Origin of the sequence: Anabaena sp. FACHB-1391 (assembly GCF_014696755.1) — a bacterium.
Classification (GTDB): Bacteria; Cyanobacteriota; Cyanobacteriia; order Cyanobacteriales; family Nostocaceae; genus Dolichospermum; species Dolichospermum planctonicum.
Genome location: NZ_JACJQS010000065.1, coordinates 1 through 10,949, shown reverse-complemented (window position 1 = coordinate 10,949; position 10,949 = coordinate 1). Strand labels below are relative to the sequence as shown.

At 38.2% G+C, this 10,949-nt stretch carries 7 protein-coding genes; 5 read left to right on the top strand and 2 right to left on the bottom strand.

Annotation, left to right across the window (positions count from 1 at the left end; all coding sequences use genetic code 11):
• Positions 1-407: 407 nt before the first annotated feature.
• Entirely contained in the window at positions 408-2,399 is a 1,992-nt protein-coding gene (locus tag H6F62_RS19825) for an AarF/ABC1/UbiB kinase family protein (RefSeq protein WP_190372790.1), read from the top strand.
• Positions 2,400-2,648: 249 nt separating this feature from the next.
• Here H6F62_RS19825 and hetI read toward each other — a convergent pair whose 3' ends face one another.
• Positions 2,649-3,377, bottom strand: coding sequence for a 4'-phosphopantetheinyl transferase HetI (hetI, locus tag H6F62_RS19820; RefSeq protein ID WP_137909561.1), 729 nt, complete (start codon positions 3,375-3,377; stop codon positions 2,649-2,651).
• 231 nt (positions 3,378-3,608) lie between these two features.
• Positions 3,609-4,709 carry an alpha/beta fold hydrolase gene (locus tag H6F62_RS19815; RefSeq protein WP_137909562.1) on the bottom strand — a complete coding sequence of 367 codons (1,101 nt, stop codon included), beginning with the start codon at positions 4,707-4,709 and terminating at the stop codon, positions 3,609-3,611.
• Positions 4,710-4,941: 232 nt separating this feature from the next.
• Here H6F62_RS19815 and H6F62_RS19810 point away from each other — a divergent pair, with 232 nt between their 5' ends.
• The 4 genes from H6F62_RS19810 (at position 4,942) to H6F62_RS19795 (ending at position 10,832) form a co-directional block, all read left to right on the top strand.
• Complete coding sequence (locus H6F62_RS19810; RefSeq protein WP_028082828.1) at positions 4,942-5,685, top strand: response regulator transcription factor; 744 nt, start codon at positions 4,942-4,944, stop codon at positions 5,683-5,685.
• Positions 5,686-5,925: 240 nt separating this feature from the next.
• Positions 5,926-7,290 carry a ribosome biogenesis GTPase Der gene (der, locus tag H6F62_RS19805; protein ID WP_137909563.1) on the top strand — a complete coding sequence of 455 codons (1,365 nt, stop codon included), beginning with the start codon at positions 5,926-5,928 and terminating at the stop codon, positions 7,288-7,290.
• A gap of 80 nt (positions 7,291-7,370) precedes the next feature.
• The gene (locus H6F62_RS19800; protein WP_190372789.1) at positions 7,371-8,300 is read left to right on the top strand and encodes an energy-coupling factor transporter transmembrane protein EcfT; all 930 of its coding nucleotides are present in this window, start codon (positions 7,371-7,373) and stop codon (positions 8,298-8,300) included.
• Positions 8,301-9,080: 780 nt separating this feature from the next.
• Positions 9,081-10,832: a Mu transposase C-terminal domain-containing protein gene (locus tag H6F62_RS19795; protein ID WP_190372788.1), complete on the top strand. Its 1,752-nt coding sequence runs from the start codon at positions 9,081-9,083 to the stop codon at positions 10,830-10,832.
• The last annotated feature ends 117 nt before the right edge of the window (positions 10,833-10,949 follow it).

Here is a 10,949-nt window from a genome sequence, read left to right as displayed (position 1 = left end):
TGAAATTACCGAAACTCGTGAAATTATTGATAAAATTCTCAATAATCATGAGAATGAACCCCCCTTTATTGAGAAAGTTCTTTTTTGTCAAAGTCCCATACAAATAACTTATATCCCTATAACAAAATCTGCAAATTATTTAATCAATCTTGTAATTTAAGAAGAGACTTGCAAATAAAAAAGTCCCAAATTTAGATAAAAACCCTCTATATTTCTCTTTTCTCGGCCTCCTCTGCTGCTCTACAAGAGCAAAAAACCACTATCATAATGTTCTTAATCGTAATGTATCAAGTTAAAATATGCTGTATCTGACAAAAACATGAAAGATAATAATTGACAAAAATATTTCTAAAAGACAAGATATTGTTACAATATTTAACAACGTTGATTTAACTGGTGGCTTCTTCATGATGGTTAAGACACTTCCCCCTAGTTCTCGAACAAGTCAGGAGGACAGTCGCGGAGGCGAATTGTCCGTAATTGAAGTCATAGCGGAAAAAAGTGCAGAGACTTTAGTAATCAAGTCAGCGGAAGTCTCCAGACGGCCGAGACATAAGCCGCGAGTGACAACAGGAACTGAACCAGAGACAGTGCTGTATGATCCTGTGGAAATACAAGAACAATATCGTGGACGATTTTTACAAGTTTTAGGGCGGATTTTGACGGTTCTTAAACCAACAATTTCCTTTGTGTTTGGCTTGTGGTGGGATAAGCAATGGGGAATTTTGGTAAAAAATGAACAACGTCGCGCCATTCAACTCAGAAAATTATTAACAAAACTCGGTCCGGCTTACATTAAAATCGGTCAGGCTTTATCTACTAGGCCAGATTTAGTCCCACCAGTTTATTTAGAAGAATTGACTAAACTGCAAGATCAATTACCGGCTTTTCCTAATGAAATAGCTTACCAGTTTATAGAAGAAGAACTAGGAGCGCCACCGACGGAAATTTATGCAGAATTGTCTGCTCAACCCATTGCGGCTGCTTCCTTGGGACAGGTATATAAAGGAAAATTGAAAACTGGGGAAGAGGTAGCGATTAAAGTTCAGCGTCCAGATTTACGGGAACGAATTACTATAGATTTGTATATTTTACGAAATCTGGCTGGTTGGGTACAGCGCAAAGTCAAGCGGGTACGTAGTGATTTAGTCGGGATTTTAGATGAATTGGGCGATCGCATTTTTGAAGAAATGGATTACATTCATGAAGGGGAAAATGCCGAACGCTTTTTTGAGTTATATGGTAACATGAAGGATATTTATGTACCAAAAATTTACTGGGAATACACCAACCGTCGGGTTTTAACGATGGAATGGATTAACGGTTTGAAATTAACTCAACCAGAAAAAATTGCGGCCTTGGGAATCAATGCGCGGTATTTAATTGAAATTGGTGTCCAGTGTTCCTTGCGTCAATTATTAGAACATGGATTTTTCCATGCTGACCCCCACCCCGGTAACTTGTTAGCTACTATGGATGGTAAATTAGCTTATCTTGATTTTGGGATGATGAGCGAAGTTAAACCAGCCCAACGTTATGGTTTAATTGAGGCAATTGTTCACGTCGTTAACCGAGAATTTGATAGTTTAGCAAAAGACTATGTAAAGCTAGAATTTCTAACTCCAGAAACGGACCTTACCCCTATTGTTCCGGCTTTTGCTAAGGTATTTGCTAACGCGGAAGGTGCAAGTGTAGCGGATTTGAATATTAAAAGTATTACCGATGATTTATCGGCTTTAATGTATGAATATCCTTTCCGTGTTCCACCTTATTACGCTTTAATTATTCGTTCTCTTGTCACTTTAGAAGGAATTGCAATTTATATAGATCCCAACTTCAAAGTTCTCAGCGAAGCCTATCCTTATGTTGCTAAACGGTTATTAACAGATCCAGCAGATGAGTTAAGAACATCATTAAAAGAGTTACTTTTTAAAGATGGTAAATTCCGCTGGAATCGTTTGGAAAACTTGTTAAAAAATGCCCGCAGTAACCAAGAATATGATCTTAACTTAGTCCTCAATCAAGGAGTAGAATTTCTTTCTTCAGAACGCGGTTCATTTATTCGTGATAGATTAGTTGATGAATTTTTCAATAGTGTAGACGCTGTTAGTAAAAATGCTTTACATAACTTCACCTATATACTCCGAGAAAGGGTAGGATTAACAGCAGTAAATCAAATCCCATCAGCAACAGTTGAACAACAACAAACCTTAGAATATATTAAACGCATTGCTGGTATTCTGCGAGAAACTAAAGGTTTTGATGCTACTAAAATAGCCCCACAATTAGCCCAAATCATTGTTAATCCAGGAGTGCAGCGTTTAGGCCAACAAATTGCTAATCGCGTCACTCAAAAAGCTGTAACTCGGATAATTCGGGAATTATTAGCATCTGAATAATGTCTAAACTGTGATTTTTCTACTGGAGTTGAGATGATTAATTAAGGGTTGCTGAAAAAGTAATCATTTGGTATGAGTTAAATTCATCAATTAGTCAGGCCACAGTAAACATAAGTTTTTCAGAAAGTTTAGTCATGACTCTACCCAAACTAAATCTTAGTTTACCTTGGCCGAATTTCCCCTCAAAACAAAATTACTGCTAATTCCAGTCGCTTTTAAGCGACTTCAGTTATGAGACAGGAAACCCATTTAATAGTCCACAAAAGGTGAATATTCCCAACAATGTAAATTAATATTCCTCCCCGCAACGACAACTGCGGCCGCAAAATTATCTGTTGGTGTTAATTCCCTTAAATTCCAATCTCCTGATACAAGTAATCTACTGGGTTGATTTTTTGTTAAAGATATTTTAATTTCTTCTAACTTGACTAAACCATCTCCTGTAGCTTTTACATAAGCTTCTTTACAAGTCCAATAACGGAAAAATATTTGTTTTTGTTCTTCAGAAGAAACTAACCGCAGATGTTCATATTCTTCAGCAGAAAAAAACCGTTTGGCCAGACTTTCTAAATCTGGCATAGTGCGAATACATTCTAAATCTACACCAAGATTTTGAGAACTTACGCCACACAAAGCTAAATTTTGGGAATGAGATAAATTAAAGAATAATCTTTGATTGGCAAATTTAGCTGCTAAAAAAGGCTTACCACGGGGTTGATATTCAAATTCCACTTGTTTGGGATCAATAGCTAAATATCGCCCTAAAATGGCGCGGAGAGTGCCACGTCCAGCGATAAATCTTTGCCGATGTTCAGGAAAATAAAACCTTTCGGCGCGAGCAATTTCATCACTAGATAAAGTTTCCCAAAAATCTTGTAATTGTGATTCCGACTGATTTAAATTAATGCGCCAAAGATGCACATTATGTAATGACAAATTTAAGTTTTTAGGTGCAGGTAGCCAATTACAATTAAACACAGTTCTTAATAATTAAACTTTACTTTTTTGGTTATTCGGTACTTGTTATGCTAAACCGAGAAGTTGAGAGAAGGGAACAGGAAGGATCGGGGAACAGGGAAAAAATGGTTCTTGCGGACATTTTATGGAAAACCTGGGTCAAAATCATTGAAAGCCTTATTGTGTCCGCATTTCACTGAAAATATGGGGATAATTGTTTATCACCTTTGTCCCGTAAGAGTTTTGTGATAATCAATCCTCAATCACCATAAAAGAGACGCAAGAGTTACTTTTTTCCAGAGAAACCTGTTCAATTTTTTGGTGACGTTTTATTTCTATCCACTGTAAAACGCGATTCCAAGCCCACCATTGATCAGGATCTTGATATTGATTTTGACATCTTTTGCTACTCACATAACCAACATGGCCACCGTAACGAGTGAGTAATAAATCTATATCGGGATTTTTCCTAGCAGCGGTTTCTAAATCAGGAATAATAGCAGGATCAAATAAGGGGTCATCAGCAGCATATAGAATTAAGGTTGGTTTTGATAGTTTAGGTAACAATTCTAACCCACTGCTGGCTTGATAATAATCAGTGACGCTAGGGAAACCCAAACCTTCAATAACGAGTTCTTCGTCAAATGCCCAAATGCTATTAGCCCTATGAATAGCTTCAGGCTTAATAGATTCAGGATAAGCAGCATGGATTTTCCAAGCTAGTTTTTTTAATTCTTTAGCAATGCGAGATTCAATATATTTACCGAATGGGTGCGTAACTAAATAAGTCAGTGATCGACAGGAATCTAAACTCGGACAAATCACCGCCCCACCAGCAAGATCAATATCTTTGGGTGCTAAATCTGCTGCGGCTTTCACTCCCCATAAGGCCAATTGTCCCCCCAAAGAATAGCCTATGAACCAAAATTGCGGAGGACAACCCATTTTTGCGGACGTTTCCGCAATTCTGACAAAATCTTCCCCCTCATACAAACCGTCTGAAGTCAATGTTGGCGATAATTCTGCGGTTTTACCATGCGCCCGCCAATCAAATAATACTACAGCATAACCTTGGGCGTAAGCCTTGCGTCCCAAAATTTGCAAAAACCATTGTTGGTCTAATTCTCCAGTAATACCATAAGTGCCAATAATTGTACTATGGGCATTTGGGGGAATAGCAACCTTACCAAAAATTGGCACACCTTGTCCACCTGTGAAGATGACTTCGTGATATCCTGGTTCTGGATGAGTAGTTTTACTCTCCCAATCACGACTAGCCCACAAAGCTGTATAAGTTGTCATGGTCATGCCATTTTGCAAAAAATATGGCGGTAAATATTCGTACTTATACATAAGAATAGGATAATGAATTTGACAATGATCTGATTTTAATATTTATATTAGATTTAACATATTTTTTATAATTAAGATGGTAATCTTTTTATATATCAAGGAAAACAAAAGTTTACGGTTTGCTTGATGATCTCAAAAGTCCCTCAACTTTCTACCAGAATTAGCACAGCGAACTTTTAGTAGTGAGGGGAACGTCAATTATCCTTAAATAAAGTAGTTATAATTTTTAAGAATGCCCAGGATTCTTGTCATAGATGATGACCTAGCGATTTCAGAACTTGTTGCCGTCAACTTGGAAATGGCGGGCTACGATGTTAGTCAAGCCGAAGATGGTATCAAAGGTCAAGCGCTGGCTCTCCAGCTACAACCGGACTTAATTATGCTTGATCTGATGTTACCCAAAGTAGATGGGTTTACAGTTTGTCAACGCTTACGTCGGGATGAGCGCACTGCTGAGATTCCTGTATTGATGTTGACTGCTTTAAGCCAAACTCAGAATAAGGTAGAAGGGTTTAATGCTGGTGCGGATGACTACCTTACAAAACCGTTTGAGGTAGAGGAATTATTAGCACGGATACGGGCTTTATTGCGACGCACTGACAGAATTCCCCAAGCAGCAAAACATAGTGAAATTCTCAACTATGGATCTCTTACCCTTGTTCCTGAAAGATTTGAGGCTATCTGGTTCAAAACAACAGTGAAATTGACTCATTTAGAATTTGAGTTACTCCACTGCTTGCTACAACGTCACGGACAAACCGTTTCCCCTAGTGAAATCCTCAGAGAAGTTTGGGGTTATGATCCTGATGATGATATTGAGACTATTCGCGTGCATATTCGTCATTTGAGAACCAAACTCGAACCCGATCCTCGTCATCCACGCTACATTAAAACCGTCTATGGGGCTGGATATTGTTTAGAATTACCTAGTGTATCCTCTGAAATTGAAGATCCAGTTGCTTCAATTTCTGAATGAAATCTAGTTAAATATCCTGATATTTAGATCCCTGATTTCTCTAAAAATTCAGGGATTTATCTATCTATAATATCCGATTTCACAAACAAATTTAATTATTTCTAACAAACAACTTTTTCAAAAACTCCTAATTATCAAAAACCATGATACAATAAATAGTTCTCTAAAACAGTGCTGGGTGAAGAACGTAGAGACAAAACTCAGCACACCTACACACTCAGCACTAAAGAACTCTAGTTTATGCCATTGCCAATTGTTGCAATTATCGGCCGCCCAAATGTGGGCAAATCTACCTTTGTAAATCGTCTTGCTGGAGATCAAACAGCAATAGTCCACGATGAACCAGGTGTAACACGCGATCGCACTTATCGTCCAGCATTTTGGAATGATCGGGAATTTGTGGTAGTGGACACAGGCGGCTTAGTTTTTAACGATGACACCGAATTTCTACCTTTAATTCGCCAACAGGCTTTAACGGCTCTTGCAGAAGCCTCTGCCGCGATTTTCGTAGTTGATGGGCAAGCAGGTCTAATGCCCGCAGATGAAGAAATTTCCGAATGGTTACGTCAGCAACCAGTACCCGTATTATTGGCCGTGAATAAATGCGAATCCCCAGATCAAGGAGTGATTCAAGCCGCTGAATTTTGGGAATTAGGACTAGGTGAACCTTTCCCCATTTCCGCTATTCATGGTAGTGGTACGGGGGAAATTCTCGATGAGTTAATGAATCACATTCCTTATGCAACAGAAGTAGAGGAAAATCCTGAAATTAAAGTCGCTATTATCGGCCGACCCAATGTGGGCAAATCCAGTTTACTAAATGCTTTTGTCGGTGAAAATAGAGCTATTGTCAGTCCTATTTCTGGAACAACTAGAGATACAATTGATACAATAGTTGAACGAGGCGGACAGACTTACAGGTTGATTGATACCGCTGGTATTCGCAAAAAGAAACATATAGAATACGGGACGGAATTTTTCAGTATTAATCGCGCATTCAAAGCTATTCGTCGGGCTGATGTGGTTTTATTAGTGATTGATGCCATAGATGGTGTAACCGAACAAGATCAAAAATTAGCTGGGCGCGTTTTAGAAGAAGGTCGCGCTTGTGTTATTGTTGTTAATAAGTGGGATGCTGTCGAAAAAGACTCTTATACTATCTATGACCATGAAAAAGATTTAGAGTCACGCTTACATTTTACTGAATGGGCAGATACTATTTTTGTGAGTGCAGTTACGGGATTAAGAGTAGAAAAGATTTTAGAATTGGTCAATGAAGCCGCTGAATCACATAAACGCCGCGTAAGTACATCGGTAATTAATGAAGTGCTAGAAGATGCTATCAGTTGGCATTCACCACCGACTTCCCGGGGCGGTCGTCAGGGTAAAATATATTATGGGACTCAGGTGAGTAGTCAGCCTCCTTCTATTGCTTTGTTTGTAAATGATGCTACACGCTTTAATGAGAATTATCGCCGCTATATCGAACGACAATTCCGTAAACAGTTGGGCTTTCAAGGGACACCCATTCGTCTATTTTGGCGCAGTAAGAAAGTTCGAGAAATGGAAATTGGTGGTCCGAATCGAGCTACTCGTGTAAAATAAATAACTATTGTCAGTTGGTCATCTTCCTGGACTTGATGCCGTTGACAACTGACAAATGACAACTGACCAATGACAAAAATATGGATTTACTGCGATCGCTACCCATCGGACTTTACTTAGAAGAACCGCAAACTTGGTTACATAAACTCGACCCACGAGTTAAGTTAATTTGGTTATTGAGCTTTCTAAGTAGCTATGTTTTCGCTAATAATTATTGGCGGGTATTGCTGGTATTACTGCTAATTCTTTTTACTGTGTTTGCTAAAATTCCGCTCAGAGTATGGCGACAACAAATGGGCTGGCTGCTGGTATTATCATTTATGGTATTAGCTATTGGCGCGATTAGTCCCGATGGATTAGGTATAAATTATCAGTCCCGTTTACCTGGAAATGAGCAAATTCTCACGCAACCAAGCACTGATAAAAAAACCCAAATTACCCCGACAATAGCAGATAATAATAAACAATATAGCTATGTGTTATTTCACCAGGGATTTGTGAAAGTAAGTCACCGTTCTTGGGATTTAGCAATTAGTTTGAGTACAATAGTTTTTACATTAATCTACAGCACTAATTTATATTTGCTTACAACCTCACCAGAAGAAATTACTTCGGGAATGGAAAGTTTAATGCAGCCTTTAAGAAGATTGAATATTCCAGTTACAGAAATCACTCTAACTCTAACTTTATCTTTGCGGTTTATTCCCCTGGTTTTAGAAGAAATCCAAAACTTAGTTCGTTCCGTTATGACTAGGGCAATTAATTGGAAAAAGTTAGGATTAAAAAGAGGAGCAAAAGTTTGGTTAATTGTGACTGAGAGACTATTAAAAAATCTGCTTTTGCGGGCTGAACAAATGGCAAATGCGATGATGGTTAGGGGTTTTACCAGTCCTAATGAACATCAGGTTAAATGGCAAGAATTAACGTTAAAAATGGCCGATTGGTTAGCGATCGCCTCTTTAATGATATTTTGGGTAATTAGGATAGCCTTGGGTGCGGATGTTTCTTAACTAAGACTATTCCTGACCCAGTTTTTATAGGTTGGATGATTGTTGATTTATGAAATGATCAATGCAGTTGATAAAAATCTGATAAAAATCTTGTGGTGCGGGCATCTTGCCCGCCAAAGAAGCTATCTTGCTTGACAAGAGTAATTTTGTGGACTGAAGAATATTCCAGTAAATAGCGTCCCCTTTCGCTTTCTGTTACTTAGCAATGTCGCGCTGATTTTGTTCTTCAGTTTGAACCTGTTTTACTTCATCATTAATTTTTTGAATCTGCTGTTTAACTTTAGTAACTTCTTTAGGTGGAGAAAAATCCAAAATAGAAGTTTCTAAATCTTTGATTTTTCAGTTAATTCTTTGACATTTTTAGCAAGATTATTAGCCGTTTCTTCAGCTTCATTACCAGCATCCCAAAAGGGTTGTGGAAAATTAATGTCGAGTAACAAATTATTTGTCGTTATAACAAAATAATGTCGTTAAAGTTAAGAACGCTGAAATTCTCACTGCATAAGTGTTTACAGCGTTTTTATTATTAAAACATTTACTCAGATATTTAACATTTTAATTGTCGTTATCTGTTACAATAACATATTGTACGTCGCCTTTTAGTTTTTTCTGATTATAAAATTTTTTTAGCATCATAACAAATTAACTGTCGCTTTTTAGGGTAAGAGGCGATATCATAGTTAAATGATAATACATTTATATTAACAAATACATCCTGTACCCCAGGAAAGTTGGATGTACCCGCACAATAGCGAACTACTATTTTGTCTAAGTCCCACTATGGATGAAATACCTATCTTCAATCAAGACAAGGAATCTCTGCCATTTGATGACAACAATGATTTGGCAGAAATTCAGGATGATGAACCAGAAGAAACAAACGTAATTATTACCGAACTTTCGGCTGAAGCAAAACTCAAGATGGAAGTGATTCAAAGTCTACTTGAACCATGCGATCGCAAAACCTATGGTCAGAAATTAAGGGGAGCAGCAGAAAAACTGGGTAAGACTGTCAGAACTGTCCAGCGTCTAGTTAAGAAGTATCAACAAGACGGTCCATCCGCAATTGTTGATACTGAGAGAAATGATAAAGGCAGTTATCGGATAGACCCTGAGTGGCAAAAATTTATGATCAGCACTTTTAAAGAAGGTAATAAGGGTAGTAAAAAAATGACTCCGGCTCAAGTAGCAATCAGGGTACAAGTCAGAGCAGGACAGCTAGGTTTAGAAGATTACCCCAGTCACATGACAGTTTACAGAGTTCTTAACCCTATTATTGAGCGGAAAGAGCAAAAACAGAAAGTACGAAATGTTGGATGGCGGGGGTCACGAGTATCCCACAAAACTCGTGATGGGCAAACCTTAGATGTACATCATAGTAATCATGTTTGGCAGTGTGACCATACAAAACTAGATGTCATGTTGGTTGATCAATATGGTGAGCCTTTGTCTCGCCCTTGGTTCACCAAAATTACAGACAGTTACTCTCGCTGTATTATGGGTATCCATTTGGGCTTTGATGCACCAAGTTCTCAAGTGGTAGCCCTAGCATTACGCCATGCTATTTTGCCAAAGCAGTATAGTGCGGAATACAAACTTCATTGTGAATGGGCAACTTATGGTGTACCTGAAAATCTTTTCACTGATGGTGGCAGAGATTTTCGCTCAGACCACTTAAAACAGATTGGTTTCCAATTAGGCTTTGAGTGTCATCTGCGCGATCGCCCCAGTGAAGGAGGTATTGAAGAACGTAGTTTTGGCACTATCAATACAGAATTTCTCTCTGGTTTCTATGGTTATCTAGGCTCTAATATTCAAGAACGTCCTAAGACAGCAGAAGAAGAAGCTTGCTTAACTTTACGGGAACTACACCTATTATTAGTTCGCTACATTATTGACAACTATAATCAGCGTCTTGATGCACGTACAAAAGAACAATCAAGATTCCAAAGATGGGAAGCAGGATTACCTGCTCTACCCAAAATAGTGAAGGAGCGTGAATTAGATGTCTGTTTGATGAAAAAAACTCGACGCAGTATTTACAAAGGCGGATATCTCAGCTTTGAAAATATTATGTATCGAGGAGACTACTTAGCGGCTTACGCTGGGGAAAGTGTTTTACTCAGATATGATCCCAGGGATATTACAACTGTTTGGGTTTATCGAATAGATAAAGGTAAGGAAGAGCTTCTTTCTGCTGCTCATGCGTTGAATTGGGAAACAGAGCAATTATCTTTAGAAGAGGCTAAAGCTGCTAGTCAAAAAGTGCATTCTGTGGGTAAAACACTCAGCAATAAATCCATTTTGGCAGAGATACACGATAGAGATACTTTCATCAAGCAAAAGAAAAAGACTCAGAAGGAACGCAAAAAAGAAGAACAGGCTCAAGTTCATCCTGTTTATGAATCCATCAATCTCGGTAATACAGAACTGGTAGAAACTCCAGACGAAACGCCTAAAACCCAAGCACCACAATCTCGAAGACCTAGAGTTTTCAACTATGAACAACTACGTCAAGACTATGATGAGTAGTTTTTAACCCACATTCCGCACCCCAAACTGTCACAGAGGTAAATTACGTAGAGAAAAAATTAAAGAGAGCATCAAAACAAACATATAAAGTGAAAAAAGGCATTTGAGAAACAGTAA